14 protein-coding genes are annotated in these 24,009 nt (G+C 71.7%); 7 read left to right on the plus strand and 7 right to left on the minus strand.

The genetic code is table 11. The features are described 5' to 3' along the window. Positions 1-46 precede the first annotated feature (46 nt). The 3 genes from Nocox_RS06935 to Nocox_RS06945 all read right to left on the minus strand — a co-directional run bounded on the left by Nocox_RS06935 (position 47) and on the right by Nocox_RS06945 (position 4,125). Positions 47-1,768: an ABC transporter ATP-binding protein gene (locus tag Nocox_RS06935; protein WP_020541516.1), complete on the minus strand. Its 1,722-nt coding sequence runs from the start codon at positions 1,766-1,768 to the stop codon at positions 47-49. Next, positions 1,765-3,438: an ABC transporter ATP-binding protein gene (locus Nocox_RS06940; protein ID WP_020541517.1), complete on the minus strand. Its 1,674-nt coding sequence runs from the start codon at positions 3,436-3,438 to the stop codon at positions 1,765-1,767. The genes Nocox_RS06935 and Nocox_RS06940 overlap by 4 nt, the downstream gene beginning before the upstream one ends. A gap of 81 nt (positions 3,439-3,519) precedes the next feature. After that, complete coding sequence (locus Nocox_RS06945) at positions 3,520-4,125, minus strand: TetR/AcrR family transcriptional regulator (protein ID WP_020541518.1); 606 nt, start codon at positions 4,123-4,125, stop codon at positions 3,520-3,522. Positions 4,126-4,250: 125 nt separating this feature from the next. On the opposite strand from Nocox_RS06945, the gene Nocox_RS06950 reads away from it, so the two are divergent. Together Nocox_RS06950 and Nocox_RS06955 are read left to right on the plus strand one after the other, a co-directional pair. Next, positions 4,251-5,678: an MFS transporter gene (locus tag Nocox_RS06950; protein ID WP_020541519.1), complete on the plus strand. Its 1,428-nt coding sequence runs from the start codon at positions 4,251-4,253 to the stop codon at positions 5,676-5,678. Beyond that, a complete protein-coding gene (locus tag Nocox_RS06955) occupies positions 5,678-6,550 on the plus strand; it encodes a GNAT family N-acetyltransferase (RefSeq protein ID WP_020541520.1) in 873 nt (290 codons plus the stop codon). The genes Nocox_RS06950 and Nocox_RS06955 overlap by 1 nt, the downstream gene beginning before the upstream one ends. Positions 6,551-6,562: 12 nt before the next feature. Here Nocox_RS06955 and Nocox_RS06960 read toward each other — a convergent pair whose 3' ends face one another. The 3 genes from Nocox_RS06960 to fdhA form a co-directional block, all read right to left on the minus strand. Beyond that, positions 6,563-7,102, minus strand: coding sequence for a hypothetical protein (locus tag Nocox_RS06960; RefSeq protein WP_020541521.1), 540 nt, complete (start codon positions 7,100-7,102; stop codon positions 6,563-6,565). A 521-nt stretch (positions 7,103-7,623) separates the two neighbouring features. Continuing rightward, the gene (locus Nocox_RS06965) at positions 7,624-8,097 is read right to left on the minus strand and encodes a hypothetical protein (protein WP_157382855.1); all 474 of its coding nucleotides are present in this window, start codon (positions 8,095-8,097) and stop codon (positions 7,624-7,626) included. Positions 8,098-8,231: 134 nt separating this feature from the next. After that, a complete protein-coding gene (gene fdhA / locus Nocox_RS06970) occupies positions 8,232-9,455 on the minus strand; it encodes a formaldehyde dehydrogenase, glutathione-independent (protein WP_020541523.1) in 1,224 nt (407 codons plus the stop codon). A gap of 285 nt (positions 9,456-9,740) precedes the next feature. On the opposite strand from fdhA, the gene Nocox_RS06975 reads away from it, so the two are divergent. Further along, the gene (locus Nocox_RS06975; RefSeq protein WP_020541525.1) at positions 9,741-10,865 is read left to right on the plus strand and encodes a sensor histidine kinase; all 1,125 of its coding nucleotides are present in this window, start codon (positions 9,741-9,743) and stop codon (positions 10,863-10,865) included. Then, positions 10,862-11,497 carry a response regulator gene (locus tag Nocox_RS06980; protein ID WP_020541526.1) on the plus strand — a complete coding sequence of 212 codons (636 nt, stop codon included), beginning with the start codon at positions 10,862-10,864 and terminating at the stop codon, positions 11,495-11,497. Before Nocox_RS06975 ends, Nocox_RS06980 begins: the two co-directional genes overlap by 4 nt. A 7-nt stretch (positions 11,498-11,504) precedes the next feature. Here the strand turns inward: Nocox_RS06980 and Nocox_RS06985 are convergent, their stop codons facing one another. Next, complete coding sequence (locus tag Nocox_RS06985) at positions 11,505-14,642, minus strand: ATP-binding protein (protein WP_026213986.1); 3,138 nt, start codon at positions 14,640-14,642, stop codon at positions 11,505-11,507. 460 nt (positions 14,643-15,102) lie between these two features. On the opposite strand from Nocox_RS06985, the gene Nocox_RS06990 reads away from it, so the two are divergent. Genes Nocox_RS06990 through Nocox_RS07000 form a run of 3 tightly spaced genes read left to right on the plus strand, consistent with a single transcriptional unit; the run spans position 15,103 to position 23,988 of the window. Continuing rightward, positions 15,103-15,561, plus strand: coding sequence for a hypothetical protein (locus Nocox_RS06990; RefSeq protein ID WP_219495483.1), 459 nt, complete (start codon positions 15,103-15,105; stop codon positions 15,559-15,561). A 29-nt stretch (positions 15,562-15,590) separates the two neighbouring features. Beyond that, positions 15,591-16,598: an IS3 family transposase gene (locus Nocox_RS06995; RefSeq protein WP_219495485.1), complete on the plus strand. Its 1,008-nt coding sequence runs from the start codon at positions 15,591-15,593 to the stop codon at positions 16,596-16,598. A gap of 25 nt (positions 16,599-16,623) precedes the next feature. After that, on the plus strand, positions 16,624-23,988 hold the full coding sequence (locus Nocox_RS07000) for a LamG-like jellyroll fold domain-containing protein (RefSeq protein ID WP_084685955.1): 7,365 nt from the start codon (positions 16,624-16,626) through the stop codon (positions 23,986-23,988). Positions 23,989-24,009 lie beyond the last annotated feature (21 nt).

Raw genomic sequence — 24,009 nt, forward strand, 5'->3', positions numbered from 1 at the left:
ATGAGCCTCACTCGCCTAACTGTTCGGCAACTCCGGCCGCGGACGGTCAGGCGTGGGGGCGGTGGTCGCTCCAGGCGGACCAGTGGGCGGCGTAGCGCCCGCCCGCGGCGCGCAGGTCCGCGTGCGAGCCGCGTTCCACGACCCGGCCGTCCTCCATCACCACCACGCTGTCCGCGGCGGCTGCCTGGGTGAGCCGGTGGGCGACGATGAGCGCGGTACGCCCGTCCACGGCGCGCTCGACCGCGCGCTCCAGCACGCGGGCCCCGACGCTGCCCGCCTCGGCCGTGGCCTCGTCGAGGACCGCCACCGCCGGGTCGGCCAGCACCAGCCGGGCCAGCGCGAGCTGCTGCCGCTGGGCGCCGGTCAGGCGGTGGCCGCCCGCGCCGACGACCGTCGCGAGGCCGTCGGGCAGCGCCTCCGCCCAGGCGAGGGCGTCCACGGTGGCCAGGGCGGCGCGCAGCTCGTCGTCGGTCGCGTCCGGGCGGGCCAGGCGCAGGTCGTCGGCCAGCGGGCCGGCGAAGACGTGCACCTCCTGGGTCACCATGGCGACCCCTGGCGGCGTCTCGACCGTGCCGGTGGACGGCTCGTGCACGCCGGCGACCAGCTTGGCCAGCGTCGTCTTGCCCGCGCCGCTCGCCCCGACCAGCGCGACCCGCTCGCCGGGGCGGATGTCGAGGTCGACGCCGTGCAGCACCGGGCTGCCCGGCTCGTACGCGTGGGCGAGGCCGCGCACGCTCACCCCGCCTCCGCCCTGCCTCCGCGAGGCCGGCACGACGTCATCTTGGGCGTCGGCGTCGGCGACGCCGACGACGCGGGCCAGGCTGGCGGTGGCCGCCTGGGCGTCGTCCAGCAGGGCCAGGGCGGTGTTGATCGGGCCGAAGAGGTTGTGGAAGTACAGCGCGGCGGCCGTGGCGGCCCCGATGGTGGCCGAGCCGTCGCGGACCAGCAGCACCCCGGCCGCGAGCACCGCGGCCAGGCCGACGTACTCGGCCACGTGCAGGCGGCTGTAGAAGCGCAGCACCAGCCGCACCCCGCGCATCGTCAGCTCCACCGCGGCCCGCGAACGGCCGGCGACCCGCTCCAGGTGCTCCCGCTCGGCGCGGAACGCCCGTACGGTGGACGCCCCCGCGATCGTGTCGAGCAGTTGCTGCTGCTGCTCGCCGGTCGCCACCCGCTGGGCCGCGTAGAGCGGCACCGCGTTGCGGACGTACCAGCGGGCGGTGTGCGCCTGCACCGGCACGGCGAGCAGCGCCGCCACCAGGAAGCGCCAGTCGAGCAGCGCCAGGGCGGCCAGCGTCAGGACGATCGACAACAGCGACCGGGCCAGCGCGGGCAGCGCCGTGCGCACGGCCTCGGCGACCCGCGCCACGTCGCCCGTCACCCGGGCGGTGAGGTCGCCGGAGCCGGCCCGTTCCGCGCGGTCGAGGGGCAGGGCGAGGATCCGCTCGACGAAGCGTTCGCGCAGGTCGGCGAGTACGGTCTCGCCCAGCCTGGCCACGAGCGTCAGGCCCCAGGCGGTCAGCGCCCCTTGGACCAGGCCGACGAGCACCAGCAGCGCGGCGGGGACGGCCAGCGCCGCCGCCGGCTCGCGGCCGGCCACCAGGTCGACGACGTGGCCGAGCAGCGGCTGGATGAGCAGGCCCACGGAGGTGGCCACGATCAGCAGGCCGAACCCGGCCACGGCGGTCCGCCGGTGCGGGCGGACGAGCAGCAGGACGGCCGCCCGGGTGCGGGCCGGGGTCGCGGTCGGCAGCAGCTCCCTCGTCATGCCAGCACCGCCGCCCGGTAGCCGGGGTTGCGGCGCAGCAGGTCGGCGTGGGGAGCCTCGTCGGCGACGCGGCCCTCGTCCAGCAGCAGCACCCGGTCGGTCACCGCGAGCAGGGCGGGGCTGGTGGTCACCAGCACGGTCGTGCGGTCGCGGCGCAGGCGGCTGATGCCGTCGGCGATCCTCGTCTCGGTGACGGCGTCCACGGCGGTGGTGGGGTCGTGCAGGACGAGCACCGGGCGGGCCGCGGCGAGGGCCCGCGCCAGCGCCACCCGCTGGCGCTGGCCGCCGGAGAGTGAGCCGCCGCGCTCGCTGACCGGGGCGCCGGGCGGGATGTCCCCGGCGCCCGCGGCCTCCAACGCCTCGGTCACGACCGCCGCCGCCTGTCCTGTCCCCGCCTGCCCCGCGGCGACGTTCTCGGCGACGGTGCCCTCGAAGAGGACCGCGTCGTGCTCGGCCACCAGCACCGCCTCCCGTAGCCGCCCCGGATCGAGGTCCCGCAGCGGTACGCCGTCGAGCTCCACAGTCCCCTCCTCGGGGTCGGCCTGCCGCCCGAGGCAGCGCACCAGGGACGCCGCCGCCGCGGGGTCGGTGGCGGCCACCCCCACCAGCTCGCCGGCCGCGATGTCCAGGTCGAGGTCCCGCAGCCGCCCGTAGGTGACCGAGCGCAACCGCAGCGCGCCCGCCACGTCCCGCGGCGGCTCGCGGTCGCCGGCGGGCACGGCGGGCGGCGCGGACAGCAGCGCCGCGACCCGGGCGGCGGACGCGCGGGCCTGCGCGAAGTCGGCGTTCACGTAGGCGAGGAGCTGCAACGGCCCCTGGAGGAAGAGCGCCAGCCCGACCGCGGAGACGAGCTGCCCGAGCGTGAGGTCGCCCGCGGTGGCGAAGTAGCCGCCGGCCAGCGCGATGAGCGCGATGAAGGCGCCGGTGAGGGCGAGCACCACGCCGTTCTGCACGGCCTCGGCGCGGGCGGCGCGCAGGGTGGCGGCGAGGGAGTCGCGGCTGGTGCGCCGGTAGCGTTCGACCGCGGCCCGCTCCGCGCCGATCCCCTTGAGCACCCGCAGCCCGGTCACCAGGTCGGCCGCCATGCCCGAGGCGCGCGCGGCGTGCTCCTGCTCGACGGCGCTGCGGCGTTCCAGCGGCTTGCTGACCAGGTGTCCGAGCCACAGCAGCGCCGGCGTGCCGGCCAGCACGATCAGCCCGAGCTGGACCGAGGTGCTCAGCAGCAGCACCCCGGCCACGACCAGGCCGGTGAGCGCGGCGACGCCGGCCAGCACCGCCATCAGGACCGCGCCGACCCGTCGTACGTCCTCGGTGGCGATGCCGGTCAGCGCGCCCGGCAGGCGGTCCTCGGCGCCGCCGCCGGGGTGGAGCACCCTGGCGACGACGGCGGTGCGCAGCTCGTGCGCGGCCTCCTCGGCGGCGCGCTCGCCGGCGCGGGCGCCGAAGCGGTAGCTGAACGACAGGCCGACGTAGACGGCGGCGAGCACCGCCAGCCACAGCAGCAGCCGTCCCCAGTCGCCGCCCGCGACGGCCTGGTCGATGGCGACCCCGATGAGGACGGGCACCAGGGCCTCGCCCGCCTGGTGCCCGGCGCCGAGCAACGAGCCCCCGGCCAGCCTGCGCCACTGGCTCGCGACCGTGCGCAGCAGTACGTCCCGCCCGGTGTGCAAGCGCGCGCTCCCGAAGATCGATACTAAGGCGAGGCTAACCTAACACGTCCGGCCGGGAGGGTGTATGCCCGCCGGCGCTGATCAGCGCATGGCGCCGGCGCGCGCCGCGGCCAGCGCCGCCGCGGCGGCCCGGTCGGCGGCGGCGTCGTCGAGGGGTTCGCCGGTGTTGAGCAGCGCGTAGTAGAGGGGCGCGGAGACGGCGGCGATCACCCGGCGCGCGTCGGTGCCCGGCGGCAGCTCGCCGCGCTCGACGGCGTCGCTGACGCAGCCGGCCCACTCGCCGAGGCGTACGGCGTAGAAGCGGTGCAGCGCCGCGGCGGCCTGCTCGTCGCAGAGCGCGGCGGCGATCAGCGCCTTGAACAGCCTGCCCTGGAGGGGGTCGGTGAGGGTCCTGACGACCAGGCGGGCGTTGTCGCGCAGGTCCCGTCCGGCGTCGCCGTTGCGTGAGCGGGGGAGCGAGCGTTCGGCCATGTCCTGGAGCAGGTCGGCGGCGAGCGCGCCGGGCGAGCCCCAGCGGCGGTAGACGGTGGTCTTGCCGACGCCCGCGACGCGGGCGATCTCGCCGAGGTCGAGCCCGTGGAAGCCCTTCTCGGCCAGGACGTCGGCGGCGGCCCCGAGCACGGCCGCGCGCACCCGGGCGGTACGCCCACCAGGCCGGACGGCGCCGGGCTGGACAGCGCCGGACATGTCGGACCTCCCTTCCTCTCGAACCTTATCGGGACTGGAGTTCCCTTAAGGCGGGAGCTGGTGCTACCGTTCCCTCATCTTAACGGAACTCCAGACCCATTTACGGGTCGAGAGGAAGCCCCCTCATGTCCATCACCCATCCCCTCCCGGCACCCCCACGCCTCCTGACCGGCCGCCACCGGGTCGTCCTCGCGGTGCTCCTGGTCGCCCAGTTCATGCTGGCCGTCGACTTCTCCATCCTGAACGTGGCCCTCCCCGCCATCGGCGACGACCTGGGCTTCTCCCTGGGCGGCCTGCAGTGGGTCGCCACCGCCTTCGCCCTGTGCGCGGCCGGGTTCACCCTCTTCTTCGGCCGCATCGGCGACCTCCTCGGCCGCAGGCGCATCTTCCTCGGCAGCCTCACAATCCTCGGCGTGGCCTCGCTCGTGGGCGGGCTCGCCCCGACGCCCGAGATCCTCGTCGCCGCCCGGGTCGCCCAAGGGCTCGCGACCGCCGCCGCCACCCCCTCCGGGCTGGCCCTGCTGACCACGTCCTTCCCCGAAGGGCCGCTGCGGCAGAAGGCGCTCGGGCTCAACGGCGCCCTCATGTCCGCCGGATTCACCGCCGGGGCCGTGCTCGGCGGCGTGCTCACCGACGTGCTTTCCTGGCGCTGGGCGTTCTTCGTGAACGTGCCCGTCGCGCTCGCCGTGCTCGCCGTCGCGCCCGCCGTCATCGCCGAGTCCCGGCCCGCCGACCGGCCGCGGCTCGACCTGCCCGGCGCGCTGAGCGTCACCCTCGGCCTGCTCGGCGTCGTCTACGGGCTCACCCAGGCCGGCGAGCACGGCTGGACGGACCCGCGCGCGGTGGCGGGGCTGCTCGCCGGGGCGGCCCTGCTCGTCCTCTTCCTCCTCGTCGAACGCCGGGCCGCCCAGCCCCTCGTCCCGCTGCGGGTGCTGGCCAGGCCGGCCGTGGCCTGGGGCAACCTGATCGGGCTGCTCGCGTTCGTCACCGAGACGTCCCTGGTGTACCTGCTCACGCTCTACCTGCAGAAGACCCTCGGCTTCTCGGCCCTCGCGGCCGGGCTCTCCTTCGGCGTCCTCGGGCTCGGCACCGTCGCCGGCGGCCTGCTCGCGCCGAAGGCCATCGCCCGCACCTCCACCACCGCCGTGCTGGTCGGCGGCGGGCTGCTCCAGACCGTCAGCACCGCCGCCCTGCTGGCGCTCGGCGACACGGCGGCGACCATGGCGCTGCTGCTGCCCGCCACGTTCCTCGGCGGAGTGGGCAACATGCTGGTCATCGTCGGGTTCATGGTCACCGCCACCACGGGACTGCCCGACCACCAGCAGGGCCTCGCCACCGGGCTCGCGTCGATGTCCCAGCAGGTCGGCATCACCATGGGGACGCCGATCATGTCCGCGATCGTCACCGCCGTGACCGGCGGCGCGGTCTCGGCCGGCGCGATCCGGCACGGCGTCGTCGTCGCCGTCGCCGTCAACGCCGCCCTCGTCCTGCTCGGCGTCCTCGTCGCCGCCGTCTTCCTGCGCGCGCCCCGTGAGCGGCGAATCACGACATAATGATCGGCCACCACCAGGAGAAGGAGCAGATGGTGACCATCGAGTGGGCCCCCCTGTCCGCCGCCGACCTGCCGGCGATCGCCGACCTCGCCCGGCGGTGCCTCGCGCACGACGGCGGACTCCCCGCGACGACGTCCCCGTCCTTCCTGGAACGCAGGTACGCCGCCGGACCCGGCGTGGGCGCCTACGCCGGCGGCCGCCTGGTCGCCTGCGCGGCCGCCCGCCCCGCCGGGCAGGCGACGGCCGTGACCGGCCTCGTCGATCCGGCACACCGGGGGCGGGGCCTCGGGTCGGGCCTGCTGGACCGGCTCGCCGACGGCCCCGTACGGCTGGAGACCGAGTCGCTGACGCCCGAGGCCGACGCGCTCTTCCGCGCCCGCGGCTTCCGGCGGACGTTCGCCGAGGACGTCCTCCGCCGCGACCTGGCCCGGCCGCTGCCGGACGCGCCGCTGCCGCGGGAGCTGGCCGTCGAGGAGTGGTCGCCCGCCACCGAGGAGCTGTTCCACGCGGCCTACTCCGCGTCGTTCGCCGACCGGCCCGGCTTCCCCGGCTGGTCCCGGCAGGAGTGGGTGGACTGGCTGGTGGACGACGAGTTCCTGCCCGGCTGCTCCCTGGTCGCCCGTACGGCGGACGGCGCCGCCGCCGGGTTCGTCGCGTGCGCCGAGGGCTTCCTCATCCAGGTCGGCGCCGTGCCCTCCTGGCGGCGGCGCGGCCTGGCGCGGGCGCTCGCCGTCGCCGCCCTCGGCCGGATGCGCGCGGCCGGCGCCACGGAGGTCTTCCTGGACGTCAACGAGAACAACCCGGCCTCGGCCGCGCTCTTCCGCGGGCTCGGATTCGAGCCGGTCGCCCGCCGGGCCCGCTACGAGAGCTGACGACGGGTCTCCTCAGGGCCCGCAGGCAGGGTCACGCGGTGCCGGGCCGGGGGCGGTCAGCGTCTCGTGCAGGCGGCGGGCCTCGTGCAGGAAGCGGCTCGACCCCTTGCACGCGGCCACTGCCGCCAGCTCGGCCAGGGAGGTGCCGGCCGACGGCAGCAGGCGTACGAGGTCGAGCACAGGGACCTCTGCGGGCTCCGGCTCCAGCAGCCGCCAGAGCCGCACGAACGGCCTCGTCTCCGCGTCGGTGCCCCCGGTCAGGAACCGGGAGACGCACCCGGCGACCAGCGTCGCGCGCGGCACCCGGCCCGCCCTCGCCAGCGCGGCCAGTTCGCCCGCGGCCCCGCTCCGCTCCAGCGGCTCGGCCACGCCCTGCGTACGGAACAGCCGCGGCAGCAGGGTGTCGAGCAGCGGATCGCCGTCGAGGCCCAGGCCATCGCCAGGCCACCGCCGGGCCGGCCGCCACAGCCATCCGACGACGAAGGCGTCGCCGTCCGGCGGCTCCAGGCCGGTGTCGGCGACCAGCGCGGCGGCGAGGTCCCAGCCGGGCACGCCCTCCGCCCGCCGCCACCTCCGGCCACCGGTCGCCGTCCTGAGCCGCGCGGCCAGCCGGGCGGCGAGGTCGCGCCGCCACTCCAGGGGGCGGCGGCGCAGCAGCGGGAGGAGGAGGGCGGTGTCCCGCCCGGGATCGCGCGGCCGGCGCAGCTCCCTGCGGTCGAGCCAGGCCGCGACCTGCTGGCCCCGGTGAAGCAGGCCGCTCCGGCCAGCCGGTAGCCGGTCGCCAGGCCCTCGATGTCGACCCGGGCGAGGAACCCGCCGCGCAGTTCCTCGGCCATGTGCCCGGGAAGCTGCACGGCGACCGCCCGTCTGCCGAGGTCGCTCAGGCCGTCCAGGAATGTCGCCAGGTCCTGGTCGTCGCCCGCCTCGATGCGGTCGAGGACCTCCTGCCAGGGATTCATGCGGTCACCTGGCCGCACCACGCCGCCACGTCCGAAGAAGCGATCATGGGCGGGACGGTAACGACCGGCTCCGACAGAATCGCCGACGCTGCCGGCCGGACCGCGGGAGCCGGGTCAGGCCAGGGCGGGCTCCGGTTCGGCGGCGGCCGGGCGGGGGGCGTCACCGGCGAGGCGGCGGGCGGCGTACTGGGCCAGCATGCCCTCCGCGACCACGACGGCGCCGAACCCGACGACCAGGATCGCGATGAGCGTCATGCGCGAGTCGGGCGCCAGGATGATGGCCGCGCCGTCCGAGAAGCCGGTGGTGGCCACGCCGAACCCGGTGAGGGCGGCGGTCACCCACCGTCCGCCCACCCGCACCGCCGCCGGGGCGGTCGCGGTCAGCGCGGCGGGCGCGGCGAGCACGGTGAACACGAGCACGACGCCCAGCGAGCCGCCCAGCGTGAAGGTGCTCTCCTCGGCCGCCGCGATCGTGATCAGGCTCATCAGCAGCCGTGCCGCTCCGCCGACCACGACCCCGGCCGCGACGGCGCCCCCCAAGGCCGCCGCCAGCACCCGGATCACGCGCCGGCCAGTCATTCCCGCCATACAACCCCTCCAGTCTTCAGAAGGGGTTGTAATGGTACGAATCCCCTCAAAGCAATGCCGGAAATGCAATGCAATGAGGCTGTTATTGATGATTCGTCGGGAAAAGCATGACTAAACCTGTCCGGACGCCGGCGTCACGCCGCCTTGGGCAGCATGCCGTTCGGGTCGAGGACGTACTTGCGTGCCGCGCCCTCGTCGAACTCGTGGTATCCGCGCGGCGCCTCCTCCAGCGGGATCGGCGTGGCGTTGACCGCCTTCGCGATCTGCACCCGGTCGTGCAGGATCGCCTGCATGAGCTGGCGGTTGTAGCGCATGACGGGGCACTGCCCGGTGGCGAGGCTGTGCGACTTCGCCCAGCCCAGGCCGATGCGGATGGACAACGACCCCTGCCGGGCCGCCTCGTCGGCGGCGCCCGGGTCGCCCGTCACGTACAGGCCGGGAATGCCGAGCGCGCCGCCCGCCCTGGTGACGTCCATGAGCGTGTTGAGCACGGTGGCGGGACGCTCCGACTCCGCCTCGCGGCCGTGGCCGCGCGCCTCGAAGCCGACCGCGTCCACGCCGCAGTCCACCTCCGGCACGCCTAGTATCTGCTCGATCTGGTCCCTCGGGTCGCCCTTCGTGACGTCCACGGTCTCGCAGCCGAAGCTGCGGGCCTGGGCGAGGCGCTGCTCGTTCAGGTCGGCGACGATGACCACGGCGGCCCCGAGCAGGAACGCCGACGTCGCGGCGGCCAGCCCGACCGGGCCCGCGCCGGCGACGTAGACCGTCGAACCCGGCCCCACCCCGGCGGTCACGCAGCCGTGGAAACCGGTCGGGAAGATGTCGGAGAGCATGGCCAGGTCGAGGATCTTCTCCATCGCCCGGTCCTTGTCGGGAAACTTGAGCAGGTTCCAGTCCGCGTACGGGACGAGGACGTACTGGGCCTGCCCGCCCACCCAGCCGCCCATGTCGACGTAACCGTACGCCGAGCCGGGCCGGTCGGGGTTGACGTTCTCGCAGATGCCGGTCTTGCCCTCCTTGCAGTTGCGACAGCGCCCGCAGGCGATGTTGAACGGCACGGACACCAGGTCACCGTTCTTGATGAACTCCACGTCGGGGCCGGTCTCGACGACCTCACCGGTGATCTCGTGCCCTAGGACGAGGCCGGGCGGCGCCGTGGTGCGACCTCGCACCATGTGCTGGTCGCTGCCGCAGATGTTGGTGGCGACCGACTTGAGTATCGCGGCGTGCGGCAGTTTGCGGCCTACGTTGCCGGGGTTCACGCCGGGGCCGTCCTGCAGCGTGAATTCCGGATAGTCGATCTCGTGGACCTCGACCTTGCCTGGGCCTTCGTACTTGACGCCTTTGTTGCCAGGCATGAGGATTCTCCCTCCTCGGGGCTTTTGTCCCCCTTTCTGAATATAGCGCCAGCGCCTCTCCACCCCCGTCTCCACCGTCCGGTGGTGCCGCTCCACCCACCCCGATCCCTAACGTTCCAGGTCACGAAGGAGAACGACCCGGCACACAGGGAGGCACAACATGGGTGGCAGGAGCTGGATCGCACTGGCGGCGCTCGGGATCGTCGTGGTGGTGGGGTTCATCGCGTACCGGCTGATCCTCGTCGAGCTCATCACCAGCCTGCGCTGATCTGGTGGAATCAGCAGATGCCCGAGACCCGCGGAAGGTGGGCGCTGCCCGACACCATCGCGCCCGGCTGGCTGGTCGTGCAGGTGTTCGGCACGCTCATCGTGGCCGCCACCCTGCTCACAGCGCGCGAGGGGACGCCCCTGGTCTGGGTCCTGTACGGGACCGCGGCCGGCTGCTGGCTGGCGTTCGTGGCGCTCGACCCGCGACGCCCCGCGCCGGCGGCGGCGTTCCTGGCGGCGGCCACGCTGGTGTCGGCGGCGGCGCTCGGCCCGGCAGCCGACAGCTCCGCCGTCATCCTGACCTGCATCTTCCTGGCCAGGTTCGCCGCACTCGCGGCGCCGCCGGTGACCGTGATCATGGTGACGACCGGCGTCGCCATCGTGCTGGCGATCCTCGGCCAGGACACGCTCGCCGACGCCTCCGAGCAGGCGGTGCTGCTGCTCGCGGTGGCGCTCATCGGCGTCAACCACCGCCAGCACGTCGTCCAGGCCCGCCAGGCGGAGCTGCTGCTCGAACAGACCCGCCGCACGCTTGCCGTCCAAGCCCGCGCGGCGGCGCTCCACGAGCGCACCAGGATCGCCCGCGAGATCCACGACGTGCTGGCCCACTCGCTCGGCGCGCTCGGCGTCCAGCTCGAGCTCGCGCAGGCCGTGCTGGAGGAGCGCCGCGACGTCCCGGGAGCGATCGACACGATCGCCCGCGCCCGCAGACTGGCCGGTGAAGGGCTGGCCGAGGCCCGCAACGCGGTCGCGGCGCTGCGCCAGGACGTCCCCACGCTGTCCGACGCGCTCGGCGGGCTCGCCAGGACCCACGAGGACGACCACCGTTCCCCCGTACGCTTCGAGCGGAGCGGCCCGCCCCGGCCGCTGTCGTCGGCCGCGACCGTGTCGCTGCTCGCCACCGCGCGCGAGGCCCTGACGAACGCGGCCAAACACGCGCCCGGCGCCCCCGTCCACCTGGAGCTGGCCTTCACCGCCGACCGGGTGCGCCTCCGCGTCGCCAACGCGCTCACCGGTGGCCCGCCAGGGACGCCGGGGTTCGGCCTCACCGGGATGCGGGAACGCCTGGCGCTGGCCGGCGGCGCACTGACCTGCGGCCGGGAGGGGGAGCGGTGGCTGGTGACGGCCGAGGTGCGGGAATGATCACGGTGGCCGTGGTGGACGACCAGCAGCTCATCCGCGAAGGGCTGGCCGCCCTGCTCGGGCTGCTCGGCGACGTGGAGGTGGTGGGCACCGCGGCGGACGGCCAGGCGGCGCTCCACCTGCTCGCCGACCGGCCCGCGGACGTCGTCCTGATGGACCTGCGCATGCCCGTGATGGACGGCGTCGAGGCCACCCGCAGGATCACCCGGGAGCATCCGGGCACCGCGGTCGTCGTCCTGACCACGTACACCGACGACGAGTCCATCGTCCAGGCGCTCAAGGCGGGCGCGCGCGGCTACCTCACCAAGGACGCCGGTCGCGCCGAGATAGGGGCGGCGCTCCGCTCGGCCGCCACGGGCCAGTCCACGTTCGACGCCAGGGTGTCCGCCCGCCTGGTGGCCGCCCTGGACGAGCCGCCCCCGCGTGCCCGCGCCGCGCTGCCCGACGGGCTGACCGCCCGCGAGGCCGAGGTGCTCGCACTGATCGCCCGTGGCCTGACCAACCAGGAGATCGCCGGGACGCTGTTCATCGGCGAGGCCACGGTGAAGACGCACATCAACAACGCCTTCGCCAAGATCGGCGTACGCAACCGCGTCGAGGCCGCCCGCTACGCCGGCGAGCACGGTCTCTGACGCGCGCTCACGGAGCGAGGGCGAGCTCCGCCAGCTCCCGCCAGTCCCGCAGCCGGCCCTCGCGGGCCGCCTCGGCGAACCCCGCCTCCCCGAGGCGGCCCCGTACGTCCGCGGCGATCCTCGCGGCGTCCGGCTGCGAGTGGTCCGGCGTGCCGCGCACGGCCTCGCTCGCCGCGAGCAGCCGCGCGGCCTCCTCGTGCCGCCCCTGGCGCAGCGCGAGATCCGCGATCCCGACCAGCACCGCGGCGATCAGCGGCGGGTACGACGCCTCGGCTGCCGCCTCGAACGCCTCACGGCGGTACGCGCGCGCCTCCTCCAGATCCTCGGCGAGGTAGCCGTACAGATCCATGGCCAAGGCACGGAAGGAGACGGCGACCTCCGCGTCGGCACCCGCGCCCCCCACGGCGGCCAGCTCCCGGCGCGCCTGGTCCGGCTCGCCGCGCCAGCGGGCCAGCTGCGCCTTGGCGAGCGCCAGGTCGGCGAGCACCCCCGGCCAGGCGAGCCCGCCCGCGCGCCGCTCCGCGTCGGCCATCGCCTCCGCGCCGGCCCGTTCGTCGCCGAGCAGCCAGCGGAGCTGCGCCTGCCGCGCCCGCAGGACGATCACGTCCTCGGGCGCGCCCACCTCCTCCAGCGCCGCGGCCGCCTCCCCGTAGTGCTCGCACGCGCGGCCGAGCTCACCGCGCAGGGCGAGCCGGTCGCCCAGGTAGGTCCGCGCCAGCGAGATCCCCCACCGGTCGCCGAGCGCGCGGAACTCGGCGAGGGAGGTCTCGAAGTCGGTGTCCACGTCGGTCTCGTCGCCGCCGACCGTGAGCCGCAGCCGGCCGCGCGAGAGCCGCGCCTGCGCGCGTACCCACGGGTCGTCGTCGCCGATCAGCGGCTCGAACGCGGACAGGAACCCCGCCGGCTCCCGCACCAGCCGCTCCAGCGGCTCGACGAACCCGATCAGCGGGTTGCGGTAGCCGTGGCGGCTGAGCCGGTGCGCCTCCTGGATCCACTCCCGCGCCTGGAACTGGTCGCGGTAGGGCCCTGAGGTCATGAAGAACGCCACGATCGTGTACGCCAGCGCCCGCACGTCGTCCGGCACCTCGCCGGGCAGGGAGGCCGCCGCGATGCTCAGCTCGATGGCCTCCACCCGGTGCCCCCGCAGGAACCAGTACCAGCCGACGGCCCCGACCAGCCGCATCGCCTCCTCGGCCCAGCCCTCGGCGATCGCCCCGCGCAGGGCCGCGCTGATGTTGTCGCGTTCGGCGTCCAGCCGGGACAACCACTCCAGCTGCCCGGCGCCGCGCAGGTGCGGGTCGGCGGTCGCGGCCAGCTCGGTGAAGTACGCGAGATGCGCCCGCCGCGCCGCCTCGTCCTCGCCGGCCTCGGCGAGCCGGTGGGCCGCGTACTCGCTGATGGTGCCGAGCATCCGGTAGCGCGGCGTGCCCCCGGAGCCCGCGTCGGCGAGCAGCAGCGACTTCTCCACGAGCGCGGTCAGCAGGTCCAGCACCTGATCACCCCCGAGTCCAGCGCCGCACACGGCCTCGGCCGCGTCCAGGCTCGCCCCGCCGGCGAACACCGAGAGCCGCCGCAGCACCCCGCGCTCGGCCTCGGTCAGCAGGTCCCAGCTCCAGTCCACGACCGCGCGCAGAGTCCGGTGCCGGGGCAACGCCGTACGGCTGCCGCCGGTCAGCAGGCGGAACCGGTCGTCCAGCCGGTGCGCGAGCTGCTCGACGGACATGGTGCGCAGCCGTGCCGCCGCAAGCTCGATCGCCAGCGGTATGCCGTCGAGCGCCCGGTAGATCCGCGCCATCGCCGCCAGCGTGCGCGGTTCGCCGCCGAGGTCCTGGCGTACCAGCCCGGCCCGCTCCCGCAGCAGCCGCACCGCGGGCGAGGAGCCGGCCCCGGCGGGGTCCGCGGGCAGCGCCAGCGGCTCGACCTGCCACAGCACCTCCCCGGTGATGCCGAGCGGCTCCCTGCTCGTGGCGAGGATCCGCAGCCCCCGGCACTCGCCCAGCAGCCGGTCAGCGAACGCCGCGGCCGCCTCGATCACGTGCTCGCAGTTGTCCAGGACGAGCAGGATCGCCCGCTCCCGCAGCGCGACGACGAGCCGGTCCATCGGCTCCCCGGCCCGCGCCCCGCCGAGCAGAGCCTGGTCACGCAGGCCGATCGCGGTGAGCGCGGCCTGGGCGAGGTCGCCGCCCGCCCGTACCGAGGCCAGCTCGACCAGCCACGCGCCGTCCGGCAGCCCGGCGAGCGCGGCCCGCGCGGTCTCCGTGGCCAGCCTGGTCTTGCCGGAGCCGCCCGGCCCCGTCAGCGTGACCAGCCGGTGCCGGGCGGTCAGCCCGGCCACCGCGGCGAGGTCGTCGTCCTTGCCGACGTAGCTCGTCAGCTCGGCGCGCAGGTTCGTCCTGCGGCTGTCCGCCCGCGCACCGCCCAGCTCGCCCCGCAGCAGCGCGGTGTGCAGGGCGGAGAGCTCGGCCGACGGATCGGCGCCCAGCTCGTCGGCGAGCCGCTCGCGGGTTCGCTGGTAGACGGTCAGCGCCTCGTTGCCGCGCCCCGCCTCGGCGAGCGCCCGCATCAACGCCGCCACGAACCCCTCGCGCAACGGATATGTGGCGACCAGGTCGGTCAGCTCGGACACCAGCTCCGCGCCACGCCCGAGCCGGAGGTCCGCCTCCACCCGCTCGCCGAGCGCCGCGACGCGCACCTCCTCCAGCCGCGCGACGGCGGCGTCGAACAGATCGCTGTCGCGTAACGCGATCCCCTCCATGGCCCCGCCACGCCACAACGCGAGCGCCGAACGCAGCGCCTCCGCCCGCGCCGCCGGCTCAGCGCCCCGCGCCTGCCCGACCAGCCGCTCGAACCGGCACACGTCCACAGCCTCGGCCTCCACGGCCAGCCGATAACCACCGGCGTCCGCCTCGACCACGCCGTCCGGCAACACCCTGCGCAACCGCGACACCAGCGCCTGCAGGGCGTTGACCTCGTCCGAGGGCGGCCGCTCCCCCCAGATCCAGTCGACCAGCCTCGCCCGCCCGACGACCCTCCCGGGTTCGAGCGCGAGCGCCGCCAGCAACGCGCGCAACCGAACCCCGGGGACCTCCACCACGCCCCCGTCGCCGCCCCTGACCTCGAACGGCCCCAACAATCCGACGCGCACACGAGCATTGTGCCGAATGCCGGGGATGTCCGCCGCACCGCCCACCTGACCCCGAGGCGCGACCCGCCGCCGATCAGCCCGCCAGCGCCCAATGCTGTCCCGTACGTCCCTAACGGAATGTCATGTACCAGATAAGTCTGTTTTCCGATTTGTGATGATCATCCGTCTTGCTGGACAGGTCGGATTTTTTTACGTTGATCGTCGGATGTTGATCGGCTCCGAGCTGCCTGGCAGAGCGACCTTCGCCCTGTAGCGGAGAGCGGCGGTTGATGCCCCGTCGGTGTCTGTCGTTGTAGTTCGGAGTGTGATGGCGCATGCGCCGGTATTCGGCATGGGCTCGTTCGCCTTTCCTGGCAGCGTCGTTCCTCGTCGCCCTGCCCCTCTCTGTCAGACTGCTGTGAGACATGGGATGAACGAGTCCTTTTGATACGAAGCAGGGCGAGACAGGACGATCGAGACAGTGACGATGACCCTCGCCGACCAGGCCGCCATGAGCGGGCAGAACGGTCAGGCGACCGACAAGCAGGTGAGCCGGCCGACGCGCCGGACGTTCACCGCGGCCTACAAGGCACGGATCCTGGCGGCCTTCGACGCTCTGCCCGAGGGCAGCTCCGAGCGTGGCGCCCTGATGCGCCGGGAAAGGCTGTATCACTCGCACATCGAACACTGGCGAAAGCAGCAGGAGAACGGGACGCTGGCCTCCTCGACAGGTAAACCGAAGAAGGACACGGAATCTGAGGAACTGGCCCGGCTGCGGGCCGAGAACAAGAAGCTCAAAGCCGACGCGGCCAAGCTTGAGGCCAAGAACGAAAAGCTCACCAGCGAACTGGGGAAGACGAAGACCGCGCTGAATATCGCGGGAAAAGCATTCGCGCTGCTGGACGACATCTCACGCAGCGCGGACTCCGACGAGACCTGAACCGCATCATCGACGAGCATTTCCCGGGCATGGAGACGGCCGTCGGCACGACCAAGGCGTGCGAGGTACTCGGCAAGGCCCGCGCCAGCCTGTACCGGCAGCGAAATCCGAAGCCGCGCAGGCAAGGTCCGCGCCGGCCGTTTCATCACCCGGCGGAGTTGTCCGAGGAGGAACGGGCGCAGGTGCTGGCGGTGCTGGACTCGTCCCGGTTCGCCGACAAGTCGGCGGGCCAGGTATGGGCGATCCTGCTGGATGAGGGCACCTACCTGTGCTCGCAGGCCACCATGTACCGGTTGCTGCGCGAGCGCGGCCAGTCCGGCGAGCGGCGCGCGCAGGCCACCCATCCGGCGAAGAAGAAGCCCGAACTGGAGGCCGACGGACCGAATCAAGTATGGAGCTGGGATATCACGAAACTGAAAGGCCCGGCGCGCGGCGTCCACTACCTTCTCTACGTCATCCTCGACATTTTCTCCCGCAAGGTCATCTGGTGGGAGATCTGGCCGACCGAGAACGGCACTCTGGCCAAGGAGTTCATCGAGCGCGCCATCGAGCGCAACGGCGGGATCGCACCTGACGCGATCCACGCCGATCGCGGCACGTCGATGACGTCGAACACCGTCACTGGCCTGCTCGCGCAGCTCGGGATCGATCAGTCGCATTCACGGCCGCGCGTGTCCAACGACAACCCCTACTCGGAGGCGCAGTTCAAGACACTCAAATATTGCCCGGCGTTTCCCGGGAGGTTCGGCTCGATCGAAGACGCCCGTATCTTCTGTGAGCAGTTCTTTGATTATTACAACAACGAGCATCGTCATTCGGGTATCGCGATGCACACTCCCGCGTCCGTGCACGACGGCACCGCCGTCAAGATCCACGCCCAGCGGGTCGCCACGCTGAACGCGGCCTTCCTGGCCCGCCCCGAGCGGTTCCGCGGCCGGCGCCCCTACCCGCCGTCGCTGCCGGCCAGAGTGTGGATCAACAGGCCACCTACGACCCTCCAGAGCGACGCTTCACCTCAAACCACACAAGTAGCCTGATGTCTCATTCGGTTTGACAGGCACCGTGCTGCCCGGGCTGCTGGGGCTCGCTGCTGGGCCCGCGCGGGCCCAGCAGCCTGTGGCTGAGATGCAAGCCGGCGCTGTCTCGCTGGATGACGTGCCGCGGCAGCAGATGGGCACGGCGGCCGGCCGACCGACGCTGGTGCCGACCTCGGTAACGCAGCTGGCGGCGCAGCCGGCATCCGCTGAGGCTGCGGCTCAGCGTTTGAAGGGTGCTGTGCCACTTGAACAGCGCGATTATGGCTCCCAGCCGCCGGTGAAGAAGCCTGAACGTGCGCTGCCGGGCGGGACGTTACGGGCCGAGGCGGCGGAGGCCACCACCGCCGGTTGCTGCTCACCGGTGATCCAGGATCGTTTCCCGCTGGATTTCGCGCTGGTCGACACGCTGACGCCGTTGCTGCTGGTGTACGCCGACAGCGCCAACGGGATGGATTACACCTTCAAGGTCTGCAACGACTACTCGATGCTGACCGGCTGCTTCTCATCGAGCGTGCAAGGCGACGTCTACACCTGGCGGGTGCCGGCGAACAAGCTGAAGTGGGGCAGGCAGTACTTCTGGCAGGTCACTATCAAGGACCGGGGCACGCTGGCGCAGACAGTCTCCAGCGCCGAGTCCTTCACCACCGGGGTGCGCCAGCCTGCCCTCAGCTCCCGGCTGGCGATGCGCGGGGTGGACGGCCAGGAGTTCGAGCAAGTCTCGGGCAATTACACCACGCAGGTGATGGACGTGCAGGTGGCGGCGGCGGGCCCGCCGTTGTCGGTGGCGCGTTCCTACAATGCGCTCGATCCGCGCAGCAGCGGCTTGTTCGGTGCGGGCTGGTCGACCCGCTGGGACATGAAGATCAGCCGGGACGATCCGGCGTTGCTGGTGACGTGGCCGGACGGGCGGGTGTTGCGGTTCGGCGCGAACGCCGACGGCACTTTCCAGCCGCCGCCGGGCATGTATGCCACCCTTGCTCCGCAGACGGGCGGCGGCTGGCGGCTGATGGACAAGTCCTCCACCTCGTACCTGTTCGACGCCGACGGCCGCCTGACGAAGATCAGCGACGCGCGGGGCCGTAGCCAGGACCTCGCCTACGACAATGCCGGCAAGTTGTCGGCGGTGACCGCGGTGGGCGGCCGTTCCCTGCACTTGGCCTGGACCGGCAATCATGTCACCAGCGTGTCCACCGACCCCGTGGACGGTGCCGCGCTGACGTGGACCTACAGCTACGACGGCGACCGGCTGATGACGGTGTGCGCGCCGTCCGCCGCGCCTGACTGCACCCGTTACGAGTACGGCAGCGGCTCGAACTACCGCGCCGCCGTACTGGACTCCGGCGCCTACGGTTATTGGCGGCTGAACGAGGCCGCCGGCACCCAGGCCGCCGACCTGGGCTGGGGCGCCGGTCCCGGCACACTGACCGGCGCGACGCTGGCGCAGCCGGGGGCGCTGGCGGGCACCGCCGACCTCTCAGCGAAATTCCAAGGCGGCGGCATGATGCTGCCTGCCGACGCGCTTGGTCGGCTTGCCGGTCAGACCTCGGTCGAGGCGTGGTTCAAGACCACCAGGGCCGGCACCATCTTCTCGGCCGGGCTCGCCGGATCGGCGGACTCGGCTCTTTACGTCGGCACTGACGGCAAGCTCCGCGGCCAGTTCCTGCCGACCGGGTCCGAAGACGACACCGAATGGTTCACCCCGATCACCAGCACCACGGCCGTCAACGACGGGCAATGGCACCATGTGGTGCTGACCGCCGACAACGGCACCGACCGGCTGTATCTGGACGGGCAGCTGGTAGGCAGCCTGTCGAGGCCGCGCATACTGTCCTGGCAGGAGGAGGCCCGCTTTGCCATCGGCCCGCTGAACTGGCGCATGCCGAGCGGCAATACCGGCAACTTCGACCTTAACGGCCAGCTGGACGAGCCGGCGGTGTATGACCGGGCATTGTCGGCGGCCGAGGTCCAGGCGCACTACGCCGCGGCCCGCACCGACGCGCGCAACAAGCTGACCAAGGTCACCACCCCGGCCGGGCGGGTCTGGGCCAGTAACACCTACGACCCGGCCACCGACCGCATCAAGACTCACACCGACCCCAACGGGGGCACCTGGCAGCTCGGCGAGCCGGTCTTGGACAAGGTCGAGGGCACCGCCACCGTGACGGTGACCGACCCGGGCAACGAAAAGCTCAGCACCGTCCACGATCTCTGGCGCGGCTACGCCCTGATCAAGAGCGTCGACCAACTGCAGGAACAGACCGAGTACCAGTACGACACGGCCGGTTTCCTGTCACACATCGTCGACGCCAACCAGAATGTCACCACCTACAGCAACGACGAGCGCGGCAATGCGATCAGCCAGACCACCTGCCGCACCGCCACCAGCTGCCAGACCACGTACGCCGCGTACTACCTGAACAAGACCGACAAGTTCGATCCGCGCAACGACCGCTACACCGTGGTCCGCGACGCCCGGTCCTCCTCCGCCACCGACAACACCTACGCCGTCAGCTACGACTACAACGCCTTCGGCGAGCTGACCAAGCAGACCAGTCCGGCCACGCTCGACTTTCCCAATGGCCGCTCGGGCACGATCGCCTACACCGACGGCAGCGAGCCCGCCGTCGGCGGCGGTACCACCCCGGCGGGACTGGTGAAGACGCGCACCGACGCCCGCGGCAACAGCTGGTCGTATGCCTACACCGCGGCCGGTGACCTGGCCGAGCAAACTGACCCGGAAGGGCTGGTCACAAAACTAGGCTACGATGCGCTCGGCCGACCGACTTCGTCGGCGAAGCTGTCGCAGGCATTCCCGGACGGGGTGAGCACGACGTTCACCTACGACGCCCGGGGCCGGGTGGCCACGGCGACCGGCGCGGCGGTCGAGAACGAGATCACCGGCGTCACTCACACCGCCCGCACCACGTACGGCTATGACCCGGACGGCAACAAGTTGTCCGAGGCGGTCACGGACCTGACCGGCGGCGATCCGGAGCGCAAGACCGTCTACGGCTACGACGGCTTCGGGCGGCTGGAGTCGGTCACCGACCCCGAGGGCGGCATCACCCGCCAGAGCTGGAACGCCCTCGGCCAGAAGACCAGCAGCACCGACGCCCGCGGCACGGTCACCGCCTACGGCTACAGCAAGCGCGGCGAGCCGACCACCACCACGCTGAAGGGCTGGACCGGCAGCCCGGTCACCCCGCAACCGGCCGCCGACGTGGTGCTGGAATCCAGGTCCTACGACCCGGCCGGCAGGCTGGCCGCGCGGGTGGACGCGATGGGCCGCAAGACCTCCTACACCTACTACGGCGACAACCTGCTCAAGGACACCATCGGCGACGACGTCAGGCTCAACGACCCGGCCAACCCGCCGCGCGATGTGGTGCTGGAGGCCAACACCTACGACGCCGCGGGCAACCTGCTCACCAAGGTGAGCGGCGGCGGCAAGGTCACCGTCGGCTTCGTCTACGACGCCGCCGCCCGTCTGTCGTCGCAGACCCTCGACCCTGCTGGTCTGAACCGCAAGACCGTCTTCAGCTACGACGCCAACAACAACGTCGTCAAGAGCGTCGCCACCGGCGCGGCCGACGCCGGCCGCGCCGAGACCACCGAGTTCACCTACAACAAGCTGAACCAGCCCACCCAGCAGAGCGTCGACAACGGCGATCAGGACCTCATCACCGCCACCCGCTACGACGACCGGGGCCTGGCCGTCGCCATCACCGATCCGCGCGGCGCCGCCGACGGCGTGACCGCGGCCGACTACACCACCACGATGCGCTATGACGCGCTGGATCGCCTGGTGGAAACGGTCGCGCCCACGGTGAGCATCGACAAGGCGGGCAGCACCAGCCAAGGCCGCCCCACCAGCAAGACTGGCTACGACGTAGTGGGCAATGTGACGCATCGGATGACTGCCGAGGGCCGCGTCCTAGTCTCGGCCTACGACAAGGCGGGCCGGCTGGCCAGTGCCACCGCGCCGTCGTACACGCCGCCCGGCGGCACGGCGATCACTCCCACCGTCGTCAACACCTATGACAAGGCCGGGCAGCTGACCGCGGTCAAGGACCCGCGCGGCTACGTCACCACCTTCGAGTTCGACCAGCTCGGCCGCCAGGTCCGCACCACCGACCCGGCCCCCGACGGCCAGGCCGCCGGCACGTGGGTGAGCGAGTACGACCTGGTGGGCGAAACGCTGGCCGAGGTGGACCCGACCGGCGCCCGCACTCAGGCCACCTACGACGACCTGGGCCGGCAGATCACCGCCACCCAGATCGAGCGCAAGCCCGCCGGCGCGGCCTACATCACCAAGATGGAGTACGACGACGCCGGCCGGCTGACCAAGCAGATCGCCCCGGGCAACAAGGCGACCAGTTTCACCGTCAACGCGGCCGGCGAGGTGGAGACCGTCACCCAGCCGGCCCCGATCTCCAGCGTCACGAAGATGGACTACGACCTGGCCGGACGGCTGGTCAAGACGACCGACCCGAACGGCAATGCCACCGTCGCCGAATACGACCTGGCCGGCCGCAAGAGCGCGGTCAAGGACCTCAACAGCTCCGGCACGGTGCTGCGTACCTTCGGCTACGGCTACGACCTGGCCGGGAACCCGATCAGCGCCACCTCACCCGAGGGGCACGTCACTCAGCAGACCTTCGACGCGCTCAACCAACCCACCTCGCTCATCGAGCCGGTGTCAGCGACCGAGTCGATCACCACCCGGTTCGGGTACGACGCCACCGGCGCCCGCACCCGCCTCACCGACGGACGCGGCAATGTCACGTGGACCGGCTACAACAGCCTCGGCCTGCCTGAGACGGTGACCGAGCCGGCCACCACCGCCCACCCGAATGCGGCCGATCGCACCTGGACGCACATCTACGACGCGGCCGGCAACCCGACCGCCGACCTGCAGCCGGGCGGGGTCCGCATCGACCGCACCTTCGACCACCTCGACCGGCTCACCCATGAGACCGGCGCTGGCGGCGACGCCGCCAGCGCCGAGCGCACCTTCGGCTACGACCTGGCCGGCCGCACTACCACTGCCGGCGACCTGACCATCGACTACAACGACCGCGGCCTGCCGCTGAAGATCTCCCGCAACGGCGTGCAGGAGAGCGCTTATGCCTACGACGCTCTCGGCAACGCCAGCCAGCGCATCGACGCCGCCGGCACCGCCACCTTCACCTACGACAACGCCAACCGGCTGGCCACCGCCACCGACCCGGTCACCAGCCGCACCCTGACCTACGGCTACGACGCGGCCAGCCGGCTGAAGACCATCACCGCCACCAGCGGCCAGGCCGGCAGCCAGAGCTTCGACTACGACGACCTGAACCGGCTCAAGAGCCAGACGCTCAAGAACGGCTCCGGCACCCAGCTCGCCACGATCACCTACGGCTGGGACAACGACGACAACCTGCACACCAAGACCACCACGGGCACCGCCGGGGCGGGCACCAACAGCTACGGCTACGACCACGCCGGCCGGCTCACCTCCTGGACCGCCCCCGGCGGCGCCGTCACCGCCTACGAGTGGGACGCCGCAGGCAACCGCACCAAGGCCGGCGACAAGACCTTCACCTACGACGAACGCAACCGCCTGACCTCCGGCGACGGCAGCACCTACACCTATGCGGCGCGCGGCACCCTGGCCACCGAGACCAAGAACGGCGCCACCACCAGCTACACCTTCGACGCCTTCGACCGGATGATCTCCGACGGCGACAGCCTGTATGCCTACGACGCCCTCGACCGGCTCGTCTCCCGCATCACCGGCCCGACCAAGCAGACGCACCTGTATGCCGGGCTAGGCAACGACCTGGCCGGCGTCAGTGTTGGCGGCTCGGTGCAGGCGCAGTACGCCCGAGACCCCGGAGGCGGCCCACTCGGCCTGAGAGAAGGCGCGGGCGTGGCGGCCGCCACCATGAGCGACCTGCACGGTGACCTAGTGGCCACCTACACCACCACTCTGCAGGCCTCCACCGCCTACGACCCGTTTGGCACGGTGACCGCACGTACGGGAACCAAGGCCAACCTCGGCTACCAGGGTGAATATACCGACCCGGACAACGGCAAGGTCAACATGCACGCCCGCTGGTACCAGCCCGGCACCGGCACCTTCACCAGTCGCGACACCGCCACCCTCAATCCGAACCCGTCCGTCCAGGTCAACCGCTACACCTACGCCAACGCTACCCCCCTCACCGGCATCGACCCCACCGGACACTCGACCCTCTACGTGCCGGACAGTAGTGGTAACTACGTCCCCACGGGAGGAAGCGCCTGCTTGATGGACGCTGCCGGGCTGTGCACGCTGGCGCCATTTGATGTACCCGAGTGGAACCCAGGCATCTCCGAGGAGGAGGCGAGACGCGCTGGATTGACGACCACCGGTTTGAACGCCCCTAGAGGCTACTGGAAGGCCACTGCGAAAAAACGCGGACGCTACTTGTCGACGGTTGAGACTCTGATGGCGATCGACCCGTCCATTAGCGATGCCACGCTTAAGAAGATCTGGAGTCGACTGAACAGTCGCGGCAGCAGGCCAGCAATGGGAGCGGGAGGAAGGAGTTGCACCCCGTGTCATGAAGGTGGCGACTATGTCGTGTATTGGGACGCGTACAGGATTGCGTTCCCCAGCAGAAATGCGGCCAAAGCTTACATTGACAAGATGGTCGCAGCGGGAAAGATTTGTGTTCGGTATCCATGCACGGACACTGGCATCGCATGGGGACTGAATTCGGAAGAGAAGCTTCGCAAAGGGATTTGCGGGTCTTCGCGGGTCACATGCACGCAGTTGACTTCGGATGCAGATTTAGTTCGGTGGACACAAGAGTTGACCATGCGCGTCACTCTCGCATACGCGGGATTCGATGGCAAAATGGCCCTGGCGTACAATGGGGACGTGGGCCTAGCTGGGACTGACGTCGGAGGCACTTACGCCATCATGGATAAAGATGGCGACATTCTCAAAGTAGGCTATGCGGACGGTTTCACCAAGAGAATCGCTATGTATCGTAGTCGTAAGCTGCCAAATCTCAACAAGCCCGGACATGAGCGCATGATGATTTTGTGGCGAGTGGAAGACGTTCAAACTGCCCGCGGCCTCGAGGATATTATGTACGATATTATAGCTGCAACGAGTAATCATTCGTTGCGCATGCATGGAGGTAACCGTCCTATCGCCCTTCCAGCGACAGTGAAATCTACCGAACGAGCGAACCAGCAGAAGATTCAGCAGAAATATCATACTCCCGCACTCAACTATCTGAGATCGAATATGAAGTTCCAAATAGGGAACTATAAGCCGGGCCAGTACTATGAGTTCCTGCCGCCTGGAAGAAGAGGAGCGATAGGTAGAATAGTGCCACCAAAGTTCCGCTGAGCCTGTAGAGAGGATTTCAGG

The sequence above is a fragment of the Nonomuraea coxensis DSM 45129 genome, from assembly GCF_019397265.1.
Taxonomy (GTDB): domain Bacteria; phylum Actinomycetota; class Actinomycetes; order Streptosporangiales; family Streptosporangiaceae; genus Nonomuraea; species Nonomuraea coxensis.